17 protein-coding genes are annotated in these 15,697 nt (G+C 70.9%); 10 read left to right on the plus strand and 7 right to left on the minus strand.

The window, feature by feature from the left end:
* Positions 1 to 112 precede the first annotated feature (112 nt).
* Both ACFXDE_RS32820 and ACFXDE_RS32825 read left to right on the plus strand, forming a co-directional pair.
* Complete coding sequence (locus ACFXDE_RS32820) at positions 113 to 847, plus strand: maleylpyruvate isomerase family mycothiol-dependent enzyme (RefSeq protein WP_380498190.1); 735 nt, start codon at positions 113 to 115, stop codon at positions 845 to 847.
* A 45-nt stretch (positions 848 to 892) separates the two neighbouring features.
* Positions 893 to 1,546 carry an MBL fold metallo-hydrolase gene (locus ACFXDE_RS32825; protein ID WP_380498191.1) on the plus strand — a complete coding sequence of 218 codons (654 nt, stop codon included), beginning with the start codon at positions 893 to 895 and terminating at the stop codon, positions 1,544 to 1,546.
* A gap of 260 nt (positions 1,547 to 1,806) precedes the next feature.
* Here the strand turns inward: ACFXDE_RS32825 and ACFXDE_RS32830 are convergent, their stop codons facing one another.
* Positions 1,807 to 2,007: a hypothetical protein gene (locus ACFXDE_RS32830; RefSeq protein ID WP_380498192.1), complete on the minus strand. Its 201-nt coding sequence runs from the start codon at positions 2,005 to 2,007 to the stop codon at positions 1,807 to 1,809.
* 167 nt (positions 2,008 to 2,174) lie between these two features.
* Here ACFXDE_RS32830 and ACFXDE_RS32835 point away from each other — a divergent pair, with 167 nt between their 5' ends.
* Positions 2,175 to 2,930 carry a GntR family transcriptional regulator gene (locus ACFXDE_RS32835; protein WP_380498193.1) on the plus strand — a complete coding sequence of 252 codons (756 nt, stop codon included), beginning with the start codon at positions 2,175 to 2,177 and terminating at the stop codon, positions 2,928 to 2,930.
* Positions 2,931 to 2,986: 56 nt separating this feature from the next.
* Here the strand turns inward: ACFXDE_RS32835 and ACFXDE_RS32840 are convergent, their stop codons facing one another.
* From ACFXDE_RS32840 to zapE, 4 genes are all read right to left on the minus strand, one after another.
* Positions 2,987 to 3,964 carry a TerC family protein gene (locus ACFXDE_RS32840; protein ID WP_380498194.1) on the minus strand — a complete coding sequence of 326 codons (978 nt, stop codon included), beginning with the start codon at positions 3,962 to 3,964 and terminating at the stop codon, positions 2,987 to 2,989.
* Between the two features lie 224 nt (positions 3,965 to 4,188).
* A complete protein-coding gene (locus tag ACFXDE_RS32845) occupies positions 4,189 to 4,767 on the minus strand; it encodes a TerD family protein (protein WP_380444424.1) in 579 nt (192 codons plus the stop codon).
* 257 nt (positions 4,768 to 5,024) lie between these two features.
* Positions 5,025 to 7,115 carry an excinuclease ABC subunit UvrB gene (gene uvrB / locus ACFXDE_RS32850; protein ID WP_380498195.1) on the minus strand — a complete coding sequence of 697 codons (2,091 nt, stop codon included), beginning with the start codon at positions 7,113 to 7,115 and terminating at the stop codon, positions 5,025 to 5,027.
* Positions 7,116 to 7,151: 36 nt separating this feature from the next.
* Positions 7,152 to 8,195, minus strand: a complete 1,044-nt coding sequence (gene zapE, locus ACFXDE_RS32855; RefSeq protein WP_380498203.1) for a cell division protein ZapE — start codon at positions 8,193 to 8,195, stop codon at positions 7,152 to 7,154.
* A gap of 112 nt (positions 8,196 to 8,307) precedes the next feature.
* Between zapE and ACFXDE_RS32860 the strand changes: the two genes are divergently transcribed.
* The 5 genes from ACFXDE_RS32860 (at position 8,308) to ACFXDE_RS32880 (ending at position 12,388) form a co-directional block, all read left to right on the plus strand.
* Entirely contained in the window at positions 8,308 to 9,093 is a 786-nt protein-coding gene (locus tag ACFXDE_RS32860) for a pyrimidine reductase family protein (RefSeq protein ID WP_380444415.1), read from the plus strand.
* 135 nt (positions 9,094 to 9,228) lie between these two features.
* Positions 9,229 to 9,690, plus strand: a complete 462-nt coding sequence (locus tag ACFXDE_RS32865; protein WP_380444414.1) for an indole-3-glycerol phosphate synthase — start codon at positions 9,229 to 9,231, stop codon at positions 9,688 to 9,690.
* A gap of 150 nt (positions 9,691 to 9,840) precedes the next feature.
* Positions 9,841 to 11,223, plus strand: a complete 1,383-nt coding sequence (gene murC, locus ACFXDE_RS32870) for a UDP-N-acetylmuramate--L-alanine ligase (protein WP_380444477.1) — start codon at positions 9,841 to 9,843, stop codon at positions 11,221 to 11,223.
* Between the two features lie 21 nt (positions 11,224 to 11,244).
* On the plus strand, positions 11,245 to 11,649 hold the full coding sequence (gene msrB, locus ACFXDE_RS32875) for a peptide-methionine (R)-S-oxide reductase MsrB (protein WP_380498196.1): 405 nt from the start codon (positions 11,245 to 11,247) through the stop codon (positions 11,647 to 11,649).
* A gap of 106 nt (positions 11,650 to 11,755) precedes the next feature.
* Positions 11,756 to 12,388, plus strand: coding sequence for an HAD family hydrolase (locus ACFXDE_RS32880; protein ID WP_380498197.1), 633 nt, complete (start codon positions 11,756 to 11,758; stop codon positions 12,386 to 12,388).
* Here the strand turns inward: ACFXDE_RS32880 and ACFXDE_RS32885 are convergent.
* The gene (locus ACFXDE_RS32885) at positions 12,365 to 13,654 is read right to left on the minus strand and encodes a helix-turn-helix domain-containing protein (protein ID WP_380498198.1); all 1,290 of its coding nucleotides are present in this window, start codon (positions 13,652 to 13,654) and stop codon (positions 12,365 to 12,367) included. The two genes, ACFXDE_RS32880 and ACFXDE_RS32885, sit on opposite strands and share 24 nt — an antisense overlap.
* A 230-nt stretch (positions 13,655 to 13,884) precedes the next feature.
* Between ACFXDE_RS32885 and ACFXDE_RS32890 the strand changes: the two genes are divergently transcribed.
* Positions 13,885 to 14,301, plus strand: a complete 417-nt coding sequence (locus ACFXDE_RS32890; protein WP_380498199.1) for an ATP-binding protein — start codon at positions 13,885 to 13,887, stop codon at positions 14,299 to 14,301.
* Positions 14,302 to 14,485: 184 nt separating this feature from the next.
* Here the strand turns inward: ACFXDE_RS32890 and ACFXDE_RS32895 are convergent, their stop codons facing one another.
* Entirely contained in the window at positions 14,486 to 14,797 is a 312-nt protein-coding gene (locus ACFXDE_RS32895) for a hypothetical protein (protein ID WP_380498200.1), read from the minus strand.
* 223 nt (positions 14,798 to 15,020) lie between these two features.
* On the opposite strand from ACFXDE_RS32895, the gene ACFXDE_RS32900 reads away from it, so the two are divergent.
* Positions 15,021 to 15,254, plus strand: coding sequence for a hypothetical protein (locus tag ACFXDE_RS32900; RefSeq protein ID WP_380498201.1), 234 nt, complete (start codon positions 15,021 to 15,023; stop codon positions 15,252 to 15,254).
* The last annotated feature ends 443 nt before the right edge of the window (positions 15,255 to 15,697 follow it).

Consider the following 15,697-nt stretch of genomic DNA (forward strand, 5'->3'; position numbering starts at 1 on the left):
ACCCGGACCTGAAAAGCCCCTGCTCGGGCTCCGGTGTCGGCGGTAGCGTCGACTGGTCAACGAGCGGAGCCCCCACGGGGCAACGCACCGCTTCGCACCGAAGGCAGATCCGATGACCGACCCGCAGTCCGCCGCCGCCGTCGCCGCCGAGCGGCTGAGCCTGGTCCGGGAGAGCACCCGGAGCATGCTGGAGACCGTCGCCGGGCTGGAGCCCGCGGCCGTCGCCGAGCCCTCCGCGCTCCCCGGCTGGAGCCGCGGCCACGTGCTGGCCCACCTCGCCCGCAACGCCGACTCCCTGGTCAACCTGCTGACCGGCGCCCGCACCGGCACCGACATCCCGCAGTACGCCAGCGAGGAGGCCCGCGACCAGGAGATCCAGGACGGTGCCGGGCGCCCGCTGGAGACCCAGCTCGCCGACCTGCGCGAGTCGCACGAGCGCTTCGCCGCGGCCGCCGCGCTGATGGCCGACGAGGACTGGGCCACCGACGTCCACCACCGCTCCGGCGCCGTCTTCCCGGCCGCCGACCTGGTCTGGAAGCGCCTCGGCGAGCTGGAGTACCACCTGGTCGACCTGGACGCCGGCTACGGCCCGGCCCGGTGGCCGGAGGTGTTCGCGGTCGTCGAGTTCCACAAGCTCGCCGTCAAGCTCCACGGCACCGCGCTGCCGGGAGTCGAGCTGGTCGCCGAGGACACCGGGGACCACGGCCTGATCGGAACCGGCGAACCCGCCCTGACCGTCCGGGGATCGGTCCGGGCCCTGCTCGCCTGGCTCTCGGGCCGCTCCGACGGCGCCGACCTGAAGCGAACCCCCGACTCCGCGCTCCCCCAGCTTCCCCCGCTGGGCTGAGGGGGCGAGGATGATCCCAGGACCGACACGACGAGGAGCGGACGGATGACGTACCACGGAGCGGTCAAGGTCGGCGGGCCCCCGGACGTGCGCGAGCTGGCCCACCTGATCATCACGAAGGTGGCCGTCGGCCCGTACGACAACAACGCCTACCTGCTGCGCTGCCCGGCCACCGACGAGCAGCTGCTGATCGACGCCGCCGCCGACGCCCCGGCGCTGCTGGAGACCGTCGGCGACGACCTGGCCACGGTCGTCACCACCCACCGGCACCACGACCACTGGGGAGCGCTCGCCGAGGTGGTGGCCACCACCGGCGCCCGCACCGCCGCCGGGGAGCACGACGCCGAGGGCATCGACGTCCCCACCGAGCTGCGGCTCGCCGACGGCGACAAGCTGCTCGTCGGCCGGGCCGAGCTGACCGTCCGGCACCTGGTCGGGCACACCCCCGGCGCCATCGTGCTGATCTACGACGACCCGCAGGGCCACCCGCACGTGTTCACCGGCGACTGCCTCTTCCCGGGCGGCGTCGGCAACACCTGGGGGGACCCGGAGGCCTTCCGGACCCTCTTCCGGGACGTCAACGAGAAGATCTTCGACGTCCTCCCGGACGAGGCCTGGGTCTACCCCGGCCACGGCAACGACACCACCGTCGGCGCCGAGCGCCCGCACCTCGCCGAATGGCGCGAGCGCGGCTGGTGATGCCTTCCGGGCTGGTCGGCTCCGGGCGGAGCCGACCAGCCCGGATCATGGCCCGCCTCCAGCGAGATGCCGGGCGCAGGCACATGTCGGCTCCATTCAGAGACACGCCAGCGTGAAGACACCGGACACTTCTCGGACGCCGCCCGGGCAGGCCCAGTGCGCATCCAGCTGGCACTCAGCGCTGACGTAGCGCCCGGCCCTGCCCACCTCGAAGCGGATCACGATGCCGGTCGACGCCGCCGACCGACGGGCGGCGGCGGTCACGACCAGGCCCCCGGGTCCGTCATGTTGAAGTCCTCCAGTTCCACCCAGACGACGCCCCGGCCGGTGGCATCGGTGGAGCCCCACTCGCAGCCCGACCGGAGGATGTCGAGCACCTCGGTCCACTGCGTGGACGAGGTATCAGCAGGCGCGGTCGTCGAGAGCCGAACGCGGCCCGCCCTCCCCTTGGTGATTCGCACGGGAGCCCCTGCCGCCTGACAGAGAGACGCCTTGAGCAAGCTTGTGCGCATGCCGATCTGCATCGACGTTCCCCATATCGATATAGTGGAATCGTATCGATAGAGTAGCGCTGCCAGCGCTACGGTGTCAGCCGCAGCGAACGATTCGAAGCGAGGAGGTCCGAGGCGTGAGCGACACCCCCTCCTACCTGCAGGTCGCGGATGCCCTGCGCGGTCAATTGACCTCCCGGCGCCTTCAGCCAGGCGATCGAATGCCGTCCATCAGTGCGCTCCAGCGCGAGCACAACGTCTCGACGGGCGTGATCCAGCGGGCCTACGCCCTGCTGATCGACGAGGGGCTCGTGCTCGCCCGCCCCGGGGCGGGCTACTACGTGAAGTCCCAGGAGCCACCGGCCGTTCTCGTCCGGCGCCAACGCGTGGCACCGGGCGACGGATCGCCGACCGAGGCCGCCCTCGCCCGGCAAGGCGTGGTCGGCACCTGGCGGCACGAGTCGCAGCCTCGTGCCGCCGACGCCCGGATCGCAGCCCGGCTGGAGATCCAGCCGGGCGATCCGGTGATGCACACCAGCTACGTGTATCTGGCAGACGGCGACCCGGCCCAGCTCGCCGAGAGCTGGGAACCCATGGCGATCACCGGCGGCAGCCTGATCGTCCTACCGGAGGCCGGCCCGCACGCGGGCATCGGCGTCGCCGACCGGATGGCTCTGATCGGTATCGAGGCCGGCACGCCGGTCGAACGCGTCACCGCCCGCCAGGCCAGCCGCGCCGAGGCCCAGGCCCTCGGCGCGGCACCCGCCGTCCCGGTGATGGCGATCGAGCGCACCTACTACGACCACGCCACCGGCCGTCCGGTCGAGACGGCCGACATCGTGCTGCTCGGTTCGCGCTGGGTCTCCGAGTACGGTCGACGCCCGCAGCACTGAGCCCCGCCGCCGGATGCTGCATCCGGCGGCGGGGCTCAACCCATTCAATTTCTCGGTCAGGCGTCGAGCTTCTCGCGCTCGGCCGCCCGGTCCTGCTTCTTCGAGGCCGTCAGGCTGGTCACCGTGGTGACGGCCAGCACCACCACGATGAAGCCCAGCGAGAACGGGATGCCGATCTCCGGCACGTGCACGCCGGCCTCGTGCAGCGCGTGCAGCACCAGCTTCACGCCGATGAAGCCGAGGATCACCGACAGGCCGTACGACAGGTGGACCAGCTTCTTCAGCAGGCCACCGATCAGGAAGTACAGCTGGCGCAGGCCCATCAGCGCGAAGGCGTTGGCGGTGAACACGATGTACGGGTCCTGGGTCAGACCGAAGATGGCCGGAATCGAGTCCAGCGCGAACAGCACGTCCGTGGTGCCGATCGCCAGCATGACGATCAGCATCGGGGTCATCAGCCGGCGGCCGTTCTCCCGGATGAAGAGCTTGGTGCCGTGGTACTTGTCGGTCGACGGGAAGCGCCGCTCGATCGACTTGAGCAGGCGGTTCTCCTCGAACTCCTCCTCTTCCTCGTCGGCCCGCGCCTCCTTGATCAGCTTCCAGGCGGTCCAGATCAGGAAGCCGCCGAAGATGAAGAACACCCAGGAGAACTGCGTCACGAGGGCCGCGCCGCCGGCGATGAACACCGCCCGCAGCACCAGCGCGATGATCACGCCGAACATCAGCACGCGCTGCTGGTAGACCCTGGGCACCGCGAACTTGCCCATGATCAGGATGAACACGAAGAGGTTGTCGACGCTGAGGGACTTCTCGGTGATGTAGCCGGCGAAGAACTCACCGGCCGGCTGCGCGCCGGAGTGCCACCAGAGGAAGCCGCCGAAGAGCACCGCCAGCACGACCCAGACCACGGTCCAGATCCCGGCCTCCTTGACCGAGACCTCGTGCGGCTTTCGCCCTCCGATGAAGAAGTCCGCCACGATCAGTGCGATCAGCACACCGACCGTGGTGGCCCACATGGCTACGGAAACGTCCATTACTGCTCCTCCGGCAGCTAGGCGAGACGGTCATCGTCACTGCCGGAGGTCTCTTCCGCCCGCCGGGACGCGCCCGGGCCGGACCAGTGCCCCGGGGCGCCGCGACGGGCGCCCGTGATGACGGGGCTACTGCTACGAGGAATACTCCCCTCCGCTGCCATCGAGAGTAACAGGAGCGGCAAGGAAGGGTAAAGAAGGTAAAGGCGCGGCCGGAGTCGGAAGGGTCAGAGGAACGGCTCGATCGCCGGGAGCAGGTCCTGGAAGGTCCGCCCGCGGGCCGGGGCGCCGATCGCCTGCATGGCCCAGCCGCCGGAGCCGTCGCGGAAGACCTTCGCCATGATCTGGCCGGTGTGCGGCCCTCCCCCGGCGAGCTCGTAGCGGGCCAGCTCCACCCCGGTCGTCTCGTCCACCAGGCGGCAGTGCGCGTTCCGGACCTCGGCGAAGGTCTGGCCGGTGTAGGAGCTCACCGTGAAGACGACCTGGGTGATGTGCGCCGGCACGCGCAGCAGGTCGACCAGGATCGCCTCGTCGTCGTCCGTGCCCGAGCCGCCCTCCAGGTTGTCCCCGGTGTGCCGGATCGAGCCGTCGGTGGACTCCAGGTGCTGGAAGAACACGACGTCGGAGGGCGTCCGCTCGGCGTACAGCAGGGCCGAGGCGTCCAGGTCGATCTTCCGGGTGCGGGTGCCGAACAGGCCCCGCTTGGGCGCGGCCTGCCAGCCGAGACCCATCCGGACCACGGTCAGCTCACCGCCCGAGCCCTTCTGGAGGCTGACCTTCTGGCCCTTGGCAAGACTCACCGACACGACGTTGTCCTCTCTGCCCGGCCGCGCGCCCGGTCCGCGCGCGGCTCCCTGCTGGAACACCCCGTCGCCGTCCCCCGGCTGAGGCCCCCTCGTCTTCCGGCCCGCCACTCCGTCCCGGGAGCGCGAATGCCGCAGGCCAGCCTAGGGCCTGCGGCACCCGCGAACCCCAAGCGTTCGCCGGTTTGTGGCAAGGCTGAGACACCGTCGGCGTTGACCGGTGCCGAACCGGCCAGGGCCGACGGTGCCCGGGCCGCGCCTCAGGCGACCCCGGCCTCCCGCATCTGGCGCAGCTCCCTCTTGAGCTCCTTGACCTCGTCGCGCAGCCGGGCCGCGACCTCGAACTGGAGGTCGGCCGCGGCCGCGTGCATCCGGTCGGTCATCTCCTGGATCAGCTCCGCCAGCTCGGCGGCCGGCAACGACTTGGCGGGCTTGCGCTCGCTGCCCAGCGCCGGCACCGGGGCCTTGCCCTTCCCCTGGCCCCGGTAGCCGCTGGAGAGCAGCTCGTCGGTGTCGACGTCCTCGCGGGCGAGGGTGTCGAGGATGTCGCCGATCTTCTTGCGCAGCGGCTGCGGGTCGATCCCGTGCTTCTTGTTGTAGGCCTGCTGGACGTCGCGGCGGCGGTTCGTCTCGTCGATGGCCTTCTCCATCGCGGGGGTGATCTTGTCCGCGTACATGTGCACCTGGCCCGAGACGTTCCGGGCGGCGCGCCCGATCGTCTGGATCAGCGAGGTGCCGGAGCGCAGGAAGCCCTCCTTGTCCGCGTCCAGGATCGCCACCAGGGACACCTCGGGCAGGTCGAGGCCCTCGCGGAGCAGGTTGATGCCGACCAGCACGTCGTACCGCCCGGCCCGCAGCTCGCGCAGCAGCTCGACGCGGCGCAGGGTGTCCACGTCGCTGTGCAGGTACCGGACCCGGATGTCCAGGCCGAGCATGTAGTCGGTGAGGTCCTCGGCCATCTTCTTGGTCAGCGTGGTGACCAGGACGCGCTCGTCGCGCTCGACCCGCTTGCGGACCTCGTGCACCAGGTCGTCGATCTGGCCCTCGGTCGGCTTGACGATCACCTCGGGGTCGATCAGGCCGGTCGGGCGGATGATCTGCTCGACCTGGCCGTCGCCGCGGGACAGCTCGTACGCGCCCGGGGTGGCCGACAGGTACACCGTCTGGCCGATCCGGCCGAGGAACTCCTCCCACTTCAGCGGGCGGTTGTCCATCGCGGACGGCAGGCGGAAGCCGTGTTCGACCAGCGTGCGCTTGCGCGAGGCGTCGCCCTCGTACATCGCGCCGATCTGCGGGACGGTGACGTGCGACTCGTCGATGACGAGGAGGAAGTCCTCGGGGAAGTAGTCCAGCAGCGTGTTCGGCGGGGAGCCGGGTTCGCGGCCGTCGAAGTGCATCGAGTAGTTCTCGACGCCCGAGCAGGTGCCGATCTGGCGCAGCATCTCGATGTCGTAGGTGGTGCGCATCCGCAGCCGCTGGGCCTCCAGCAGCTTGCCCTGCTTCTCCAGCCGGGCGAGCGTCTGCTCCAGCTCCGTCTCGATGCCGGCGACCGCCCGCTCCATGCGCTCGGGGCCGGCCACGTAGTGCGAGGCGGGGAAGACGTAGACCGAGTCGTCCTGGCTGATGATCTCGCCGGTGAGCGGGTGCAGGGTGTACAGCGCCTCGATCTCGTCGCCGAACATCTCGATCCGGACCGCGAGCTCCTCGTAGACCGGGAAGATCTCGATGGTGTCGCCGCGCACCCGGAAGGTGCCGCGGGTGAAGGCGACGTCGTTGCGCGCGTACTGGATGTCGACGAAGCGGCGCAGCAGCACGTCCCGGTCGATCTCCTGGCCGACCTTGAGCGGCACCATCCGGTCGACGTACTCCTGCGGCGTGCCGAGGCCGTAGATGCAGGAGACGGACGCGACCACGATCACGTCCCGGCGGGTGAGCAGCGAGTTCGTCGCGGAGTGCCGCAGCCGCTCGACCTCCTCGTTGATCGAGGAGTCCTTCTCGATGTAGGTGTCCGTCTGCGGGACGTACGCCTCGGGCTGGTAGTAGTCGTAGTACGAGACGAAGTACTCGACGGCGTTGTTCGGCAGCAGCTCGCGGAACTCGTTGGCCAGCTGGGCGGCCAGCGTCTTGTTCGGCGCCATCACCAGGGTGGGCCGCTGCAGCTTCTCGATCATCCAGGCCGTGGTGGCCGACTTGCCGGTGCCGGTGGCGCCGAGCAGGACGACGTCCTTCTCCCCGCCCGTGATCCGCCGCTCCAGCTCGGCGATCGCCGCCGGCTGGTCCCCGTTGGGCTGGAAGGGACTGACGACCTCGAAGGGCGCCACTGACCGCTCAATACTCGTGATGGGTCGCACGTGTCCACCGTACGACCCACCACCGACAAGCGGTGCCTACTTCGCGCTGTCCCGGGCGAGGGCGACGAGGCGGGAGACCGCTCGCAGGTACTTCTTGCGGTAGCCGCCGCGGAGCATGTCCTCGGGGAAGACCTGGTCGAAGGGCAGGCCGGAGGCCGTGATGGGCAGCTCGCGGTCGTACATGCGGTCGGCGAGGACGACCAGGCGCAGCGCCGTGGACTGGTCGTCGACCTGGTGCACGCCGCGCAGGCAGACCGCGGTGACGTCGTCCAGCAGGGCGCCGTAGCGGCTGGGGTGGACGGCGGAGAGGTGGGCGAGGAGGGCGTCGAAGTCGTCGAGGGAGGCGCCGGGGGTGCGCGCGGCGACGGCGTCGACGGTCTCGTCCGGGTAGGGCGGCGGGGCGTCCGGCAGGCCGCGGTGGCGGTAGTCCTGGCCGTCGATCCGCATCGGGCGGAAGTGCGCGGACAGGCCCTGGATCTCGCGCAGGAAGTCGGCGGCGGCGAAGCGGCCCTCGCCGAGCTTCTCCGGCAGCGTGTTCGAGGTGGCGCAGAGCTTGACGCCGTTGTCGACCAGGCGCCCGAGCAGGGTGGAGACCAGGACGGTGTCGCCCGGGTCGTCGAGCTCGAACTCGTCGATGCACAGCAGCGTGTGCCCGGAGAGGGTCCGGACGGCCTGCTGGAAGCCGAGCGCGCCGACCAGGTTGGTCAGCTCGACGAAGGTGCCGAAGGCCTTGGGGCCGGGGGCGGAGTGCCACAGCGAGGCGAGCAGGTGGGTCTTGCCGACGCCGTAGCCGCCGTCGAGGTAGACGCCGGCCGGGCCGGTGGGCGCGGGGGCGCTGCGGCGGAACCAGCCGCGCTTGGGCGCGGAACCGTTTCCCGCGCCGAGGGTGCCGGCGAACTGCTCCAGGACCTGGACGGCCTCGTACTGGCTCGGCTGGGTCTGGTCCGGGATGTACGTCCCGAAGCTCACCTCGGCGAACCGGGGCGGGGGGACCATCTCGGCGACCAGGCGCTCGGCGGGCACGACGGGGCGGCGGTCGGTCAGCGCGACCGGGGCGCCGGGCGCGGGCGCGGCGGCTATGGATTCGGTCGCGGTGGCGGGGCGGGGAGCTGCGGGCACGTTAGTAGAGGGTACGCCTGCTCCCGGGCCCCTCCGACCCCGCGCCGGGGGCGGCCGGTGGAACACTGGCGGTATGCACCTGTTGATCAGCCCGCTGACCGAGCCGGTCGCCGACCCGGGCTCGCTGGAGTCGCTCGCCGCCCTCTACGCGTACCCCGACCAGGTGAATCGGGGCCGGCCGTGGCTGCGCGCCAACATGGTGGCCGGACTGGACGGCGGCGCGAAGCTCGACGGCCTGTCCGAGGGCCTCTCCGGGGACGCCGACAAGCGGATCTTCGGGGTGCTGCGCGCGCTGTCGGACGTCGTGCTGGTGGGGGCCGAGACGGTCCGCGCGGAGGGCTACCGCCCGGCCCGGGCCCGGGCCGAGTTCGCGGCGGCGCGGGCGGCGGCCGGGCAGGCCCCGGCCCCGGCGATCGCGATCGTGAGCCGGTCGCTGGCGCTGGACCTGGACGCGCCGCTGTTCACCGAGCCACTGGTCCGGACGGTGGTGATCACCACCGAGGACGCCCCGGCCGAGCGCCGCCGGGCGGTGGCCGCGGTGGCCGACCTGGTGTCGGCCGGGCAGGGTTCGGTGGACCTGCGCGCGGGCGTGTCCGCCCTGGTGGAGCGGGGCTGGACGCGGCTGCTGACCGAGGGCGGCCCGCGCCTGCTGGGACAGCTGGCGGCGGCGGGCCTGCTGGACGAGTTGTGCCTGTCGCTGGCCCCGTTGATCACGGGCGGCGACGCGCCGCGCATCATCCACGATGCGGAAATGCCTGACGTGCGGACGATGCGGCTGGTCTCATTGATCGAGCAGAAAGGATTCCTCTTCACCCGCTACCTGCGTCACCTGCGTTCGGATGACCCCGTGACCCCCTGATCGCGATCCCGTTCCCCTTGGGGGCCTTTCGTCCGCGCGGCCCGCGTGCCGGGTGAGCAGCGAGCCGAAAGCTTCCGCCGGGCACTATGGGATGCGATGCCGGGGCCCGGGGGCCGGCCACTGGAAGGGACTCACGTGTTCAAGACGGTACTGATGATCGAAAAGGCGCTCTCCGACGCGGACGTGGAGCTCGTCACCACGCTCCACAGCGACGAGAAGGTCTCCTTCGTCGTCCTGATGCAGCCGCGCGGCCGGCAGGACGAGCTGCTGCGGGCGCTGGACGACGTCGCCCTCGGCCACCTGGACAAGGTGGTGCACGAGCACGACGAGTCCGAGAGCGGGCCGACGGTGGCGTCCGAGTCGCTCGAACACAGCCTGCGCCACCTGCGCCGGGCCGGCGCCGAGGCGGTCGGCGAGCTGGTCGAGGACAAGCCGCTGGAGCGCCTGAAGGCGGTGGTGCGCGACCAGGACGCCGACGAGGTCGTCGTGCTCACCTCCCCGCACTTCGTCGAGGAGTTCTTCCACCGGGACTGGGCCTCGCAGGCCCGGCACAAGGTCGGCGTCCCGGTGCTGCGGCTGTTCGCCAGCGACTCCTGAGCCGACCGACCCGACCCCGACCTTGGTGCAGAATCGTCCTTGCGGTCCGTCCGCGAGGACGATTCGCACGTCGCCCCCGCGGGCAGCGCCCGCCCGCCCACCCAGCCCCCGCCCCAACGGAGCCCCGCCTTGAACGACGCCGCGCACGACCTGCACGCCCCGCACTTCATCGGCATCGGCGGCGCCGGCATGTCCGGCCTGGCGAAGATCCTCGCGGTGCGCGGTGCCAGCGTCTCCGGCAGCGACTCCAAGGAGTCGGAGACCGTCCTCGCCCTGCGCGCCCTCGGCGCGACCGTCCACGTCGGCCACGCGGCCGAGCACGTGCCGGACGGCACCAGCAGCGTGGTCGTCTCCAGCGCGATCCGCGCCGACAACCCGGAGCTGGCCGCGGCCCGCGAGCGCGGCATCCCCGTGGTGCACCGCTCCGACGCGCTGGCCGCGCTGATGGGCGGGCGCCGCGCCCTGGCCGTCGCCGGCACCCACGGCAAGACCACCACCACCAGCATGCTCGCCGTCGCCCTCGGCGAGCTCGGCCTGGACCCGTCCTACGCGATCGGCGGCGACCTCGACGCGCCGGGCTCCAACGCCCACCACGGCACCGGCGAGATCTTCGTCGCCGAGGCCGACGAGAGCGACCGCAGCTTCCACAAGTACGCGCCCGAGGTGGCGATCGTGCTCAACGTGGAGCTCGACCACCACGCCAACTACGCGTCGATCGAGGAGATCCACGAGTCGTTCGAGACCTTCGTCGGCCGGATCACCCCGGGCGGCACCCTGGTCGTCTCGGCCGACCACGACGGCGCCCGCGAGCTCACCGCCCGGGTCGCCGCGCGCGAGGGCCTGAACGTCGTCACCGTCGGCGCCGCCGAGGACGCCGACCTGCGCGTCCTGTCGGTGGTCGCCCGCGGCATGACCAGCGAGGTCACCGTCCTGCTGGACGGCGCCGAGCTGACCTTCACGGTCTCGGTGCCCGGCCGCCACTACGCGCACAACGCCGTCGCCGCGCTGGCCGCGGGCGTCGCGCTCGGCGTGCCGGCCGCCGACCTGGCCAAGGCGCTCGGCGCCTACACCGGGGTGCGCCGCCGGCTCCAGCTCAAGGGCGAGGCGGGCGGCGTCCAGGTGATCGACTCCTACGCCCACCACCCGACCGAGATGGCCGCCGACCTGGAGGCGATCCGAGGCGCCGCCGAGGGCCGCGTCCTGGTGGTCTTCCAGCCGCACCTGTTCAGCCGCACCCAGCAGCTCGCCGAGGAGATGGGGCAGGCGCTCGCGCTGGCCGACGCCTCGGTCGTGCTGGACATCTACCCGGCCCGCGAGGACCCGATCCCGGGCGTGACCAGCGAGCTGATCATCGACGCGGCCCACCGGGCCGGCGCCGAGGTCACCGCCGAGCACGACTTCGCCGCCGCCCCCGCCGTGCTGGCCGGCCTCGCCCGCCCGGGCGACCTGGTGCTCACGATGGGCGCCGGGGACGTCACCAACCTCGGGCCCGAAATTCTGAAGCACCTCGCGAACGTTGCCTCCAACGTCTGACGCACGCCGACGGGAGCCGTGATGAGCTACGAGATCGAGAAGACCGAGGCCGAGTGGCGCGAGCAGCTCAGCCCCGAGGAGTACCACGTGCTCCGCGAAGCGGGCACCGAGCGCCCCTTCACCGGCGAGTACACCGACACCAAGACCGTCGGCGTCTACGCCTGCCGGGCCTGCGGCACCGAGCTGTTCAGTTCCACCACGAAGTTCGACAGCCACTGCGGCTGGCCCTCGTACTACGCGCCGCTGGCCGGGGACCGGGTCCAGTACATCGAGGACACCTCGCTCGGCATGCGCCGGGTCGAGGTGCGGTGCGCGCGCTGCGGCGGGCACCTCGGACACGTCTTCGAGGGCGAGGGCTACGGCACGCCGACGGACCAGCGGTACTGCATCAACAGCATCTCGCTGACGCTGCGCCCCGCCGAGTAACGCTCTGGATCACGCGTGGGGGCGGGCCCGTGGACACCACCACGGCCCCGCCCTCACACGTTTTGCCGGGTGTCGGCCGGCTGCGGGTTCCCCGTACGCTATGCGGATGGATCGGGCGGCGGCGGCTTCGTTTCGTGCGGTGATCTTCGACTTCTTCGGCGTTCTGACGTCGAACATGGTGGAGGTCATCACGTGGTTCGAGAACCGGGAGCGAATCGCCCCGGGGACGTTTCTTCGTGCCTGGTCGGACCCGCGTGGGCAGGATCTGTTCCGGTGCCTGGAGCTTGGCCGGATCAGCCAGGAGGACTGGAACACCGGGTTCGCGGCTCTGATGGGCGTGAAGCCGGACAACCTGCTGGCCAGGTACCTCCACGACGCCTTCCCGGCCTACACGGTCCTCCATGTCGCGCGACAGGCCCGTGCGGCGGGGGTGCGGACTGCGGTGCTTTCCAACAGCCTCGGCCGGCAGCCCTATGACCCGTACGCTGGTTTCGACCTGCACGAAACCTTCGACGCGGTGGTGCTGTCGGCGGATCATGGTGTCCGCAAGCCCGAACCCGAAGCGTTTCGGATCGCGCTGGACCACCTCGGTGTCAGCGCCGAGGAGTGCCTGTTCGTGGACGACAGCGAGGAGAACCTCGTCGCCGCCCAGCGGCTCGGCTTCACTCCGGTGCTCGGGCTGGACGAGGACGTGGTCGCGCGGCGGCTGCGCGAGCTACTGCGCCTGCCCGGCCTCTAGGAAGTCGCGGACCCCCGCGTGGGCGGTGTGCGGAGCCAGTTTCTCGCGCAGGCCCCGCAGTTGGGACATGGAGCGCGCGGAGTCGACCGATCCGAGGCAGGCTGCCGCGTGTCGGCCCGTGGCCACGGCAGCGTCCAGGTCGTGCAGTGCGAGGTGTGCTTCCGCAGCGCGGGCGAGGTAGATGGCGTGGCTGCGGGGATACTGCTCGTCACCCGGGTACGCCTGCATGCCGGCCTCGAACCGCCGCACGGCCTCGGCCGGGTCCCCCAGTTCCAGGGCGGAGGAACCGGCGATCATCTCGATCTCACCGTAGTCCACCCAGTAGAGGAAGCCCGGGTCCTCCTCGCGCCTCCCCTTGTCCAACGCGGCGCGTGCCAGGTGGAGCTGATGTTTGGTCTCCTCTTTCGCTCTGTCCTTCGACCATGCGCGGGCGGCGCGGGCGGCGAGCATCGCCTCCATCCGCGGCGTGCTCCGGCCGCGCGTTTGGGTTCGGGCCGTATCCACGAACGACACCGCCCGGCCGGCCAGGCCCGGGGAGGAGTAGCACTGAATGGCAGCGAAGGACAGGGTGTAGGCACCGGCGGTCACATCGCCGCACTCGGCAGAGGCACGCAAAGAGGCGTCGAAGTAGGACTGGGCGAGGCCGACGCGGCCCTGGTCGAAGGCTGCCCAGCCGACCTGTCGGGCAGCCTCGGTGGTGATCGCGTACAAACGTGACAGCTGATCGCCCTTGTAGCGCCGGGACTTGATCGCCGCCACCGCCAGGGCAAGGTCGCCGCGCGCAGCCGTGAGGACCTCGCCGCTGCCAAGCTCGTCGTCCACGTGGCGTAGGAGCTGGAGCCGGCCTTCCAAGCCCGCCAGCAGGGACGAGTGGTCGACAGGCGTGGCCCGTGGCTCCAGGAAAGTGCGTCCGATGGCCGTGACCCAGTTATTCGTTGATGCTGACAGGGCAACGCCGGCAGCCAGGAACCCTCGGCGATCCACTCGTCTTCCCTCCATGAGGCTCGTGAGAACCGCCAGAGTCGCCCCGGCTTGGTTCCAAGAGACGTCCACAGGCGCGGCATCGGCAAGAGCAGCGGCGAAGCCCCCACCGGTTTCGAGGACCCTGTCGTAGGCGGTGGCCACGGGCTCGGTCACCCGGCGGTTGCCGTTCTCCACGTTGCGCAGGTACGCCACGCCGAACCCGCTCGCACGAGCGAACTCGGCCCAGCCCATGCCGGAAGCCCGCCGGGCCTGCCTCAGATCGTGGCGCAGTTGATCGGGCATCAAGGTGCTCCTCGGGGATGGGATCGCTTCTGGATCGCGCCATAGCATTGTCGCCACGACGCTGGCGGTGTGTGATCGAGTCGGTACAGATCGCAGTCATCGTCGTCCGGCCAACCAGGAGCAGGCGCGTTGGCCCCGGCGTGCACCGGCCTGTCCGCGCCCGCCTAAGCCCACGTCAGCGTGGGCCCGGGGCGACCCTTCCCTTCCTTCCCGTTCCGAGGTCCTTCGCCATGCTCAAAACCTGCTGCCGCCCCAGCACGTTCGTCGCCCGTCTCGCCTCCTGCACGGAGTTCACGCCCCACGCCCGGCACCTCCTCCGGGCCTACCTCTCCGGCCTCCCGAGCGGGCCCCGCTACTCCGACATCGCCGAATTCCTCCTCGACGAGCTGTTCGCCAACGCGGTCCAGCACTCCGACGCCCCGGACGACCGCCACATCGAGGTCCGCTTCGCCCTCACCAACGACCTCCTCCGCATCGAGGTCCACGACGCGGGCACCGGCCGCCCCACCCTTCGACCCTCCAAGCCCGACGACGAACGCGGGCGCGGCCTCGTCCTCGTCAACGAACTCGCCGAACGCTGGGGCTGCTGCCCCCGGGTCGGCGGCATCGGCAAGTTCGTCTGGGTCACCATCGCCCCCGCCGCCTGAACAGGAACCCGCCACCCATGCGACTCACCCTCACCGCCCGGCACCTCTTCGACACCGGCTCCACCCCGGCGGAGGTGTACGCCAGCCTCGCCCGCCGCACTTGCAAACCCCTATGGTCGGCCCGCGCCGTGCGCGCGGCCCTCTCCATCCCGTCCGCCGAAGCCAACCGCCGCCTCGACGACTGCTACCCCGCCCTCCTCGTCAACGCCCGCCCGGGCTCCGAGCACGACACCGGCGAACTCCTCGAAGCCCTCGGCGTCTTCGACGTCCCAAGCAGCTCGACGATCGCGAACTCGCGATCGTCGAGCTCTTCCTCACCGCCGTCGACGCCCTCGGCGGCATCCGCGCCGGTCACCTGCACGGCCTCACCCGCTGGTTCACCACCGGCAACCTCACCACCGCCTACCTCTCCCTCGCGGCTACCTACCCCCACCCGGGCACCGGCGACCCCCATCACTACTGGACCACCCTCACCACCGCCGGCGAACTCCTCCACTCCACCCCCAGCCCCGACACCCGCATCAGCTACGCCCTCACCCAATGCCGCCTCCACGCAATCCGGGCGGCGAAAGCGTAGGGGGTCGGCCCCGCGACCCTGCCGGAACAGACCGGGCCCGCGCCTTCGGACGCGGGCCCGTCCAGTGCTGGTCCTCTCACCGAAGCAAGCTGCCACTTGCCCCGAAGGCCCGTCCCGGGTCTCCCCCAGTTCCCGGTTCTCGTTGGAGAAGGCACCCAGCTACCTCGGGACGGCCTTCAACGACATCCGGGTGCGGAATCTGCCCGGCACTATCGAACTCGCCGACCCCTCACCGGCCATCGCCCACCTGGCCTCCTACGCGGCATGGGCCGACCAGAGCGCCGCCCCCTTCTACGAATCCGTCCACCGGGCCGCCGAGATCGTCACCGCCACCATCGAGGCCCAGGGCTCGTCACATGCCTCGGCGGCGTACTGACCTGCCGCCTCTGATCCACCACAGCCTCATTTCCCGCCGCCCGCCGGAATCTTCCGGCGGGCGGCAAAAAGAGAAACTGCATCAATCCCAACAGCAAGCACCAACACCACAGCCACACTTATTTCTTCTGCGCAGGAAGTCGATCTGATCGGCTTCCTGCGCAGAAGAAGCGCAATGGGCGAGGAGGCCAGTTCTGGCTCCGGCGGCCGCCCAGCCCAAGCCCTGGCCGGGGCCGCCGGTGCCGTGCGTTTCCAGTGAGAGTGTTTGGGCGGGCCTGGGTGCTTGCACTCGGGCCCGCCCTACTGCGCTCGCGAAATGGGCTTCCGCTGTTTGGGTGGCCCCGCCGATTCGGCCGGGCCCCCCCCGCGCTTGTCGGTGTTCATTAGCCCGCTGCCCGCTCCCGCGGTGATCGCCCCCTCAGTCTCGTATAAACATAACCCAGA

It is taken from the genome of Kitasatospora sp. NPDC059408 (assembly GCF_042751525.1).
GTDB lineage: Bacteria > Actinomycetota > Actinomycetes > Streptomycetales > Streptomycetaceae > Kitasatospora.